The 893-nt window shown below is 42.3% G+C and carries 3 protein-coding genes; all 3 read left to right on the top strand.

What is annotated here, in order from left to right; genetic code table 11:
• Window positions 1-199, top strand: a 199-nt coding sequence (locus JMY00_RS13655) for a hypothetical protein (RefSeq protein ID WP_240990770.1), incomplete at its 5' end; no start/stop codon positions are given.
• 99 nt (window positions 200-298) lie between these two features.
• On the top strand, window positions 299-643 hold the full coding sequence (locus JMY00_RS13650; RefSeq protein WP_240990769.1) for a transposase: 345 nt from the start codon (window positions 299-301) through the stop codon (window positions 641-643).
• A 26-nt stretch (window positions 644-669) separates the two neighbouring features.
• The coding region (locus JMY00_RS13480) for a transposase (protein WP_201580535.1) at window positions 670-893 on the top strand (224 nt) is incomplete at its 3' end.

Raw genomic sequence — 893 nt, 5'->3', positions numbered from 1 at the left:
CAAGGTTGGATGGAGAATAATCTACCTAAACTATTTCATAATATGGGTTGTACTTCTTTTATTTTGGATTGACTATAAGGGTTTACTTACTACGGTATTTCCTAAAGAAATGAAAACAATATTTTTGTCAAAAATTAAAATAATAGACTCATATCTAACCCCTTTGGCTAACGCAAAAGGGGCTTTTCTTCGTCTGTAGATTGGTGCGGGAAAGCTACTAGTAATTGAATTCATGAACTTTCGGGAGTTTCCTAAAAACTGTGTAACTGCTTATAATCCACTAACTGGAGAATAAGCAATGACTACTCAATCTGACATTAAAAAACTGGCTGAGCAAATGGCTGGTAGCATGAAAAGCTTTGATGACATTAAAGACTTTCAAAAGCAGCTCATGCAATCCTTTATCGACACTGCCTTAGAGGCTGAGATGGAAGACCATCTTGGCTACCCTAAGCATGAAAAGGCGGATAAGCCAAATAAGCGCAATGGGCACACTAAAAAGACCGTCCGCAGTGATACAGGCGATCTTGAAATCTCTACCCCAAGAGACCGTGATAGCAGCTTTGAGCCTGTACTCGTTAGTAAGCATCAAACCCGTATCTCAGGTCTTGATGACAAGATCATATCGTCACTACAGGCATAGCCTTCCGTCTTGCGCTTCGGGCAAGTGTGCCCCACACACTTGCTTATCCTCGCTCATACGCCAAGGGTCAAACCACCACTGAGATCGTAGAGAGCATTAAAGAGCTCTACGATGTCGACATCTCAAGCTCTCTTGTCTCAAGAGTCACCGATAACATATTAGAGGACATCACTGCTTGGCAGAACCGGCCGCTGAGCAGTGTTTATCCTATCGTCTATCTAGACTGCATCGTCGTGAAGATACGTCAAGA

Origin of the sequence: Psychrobacter sp. Pi2-52 (assembly GCF_904846705.1) — a bacterium.
GTDB lineage: Bacteria > Pseudomonadota > Gammaproteobacteria > Pseudomonadales > Moraxellaceae > Psychrobacter.
This window is presented reverse-complemented; position numbering and strand designations above follow the sequence as displayed.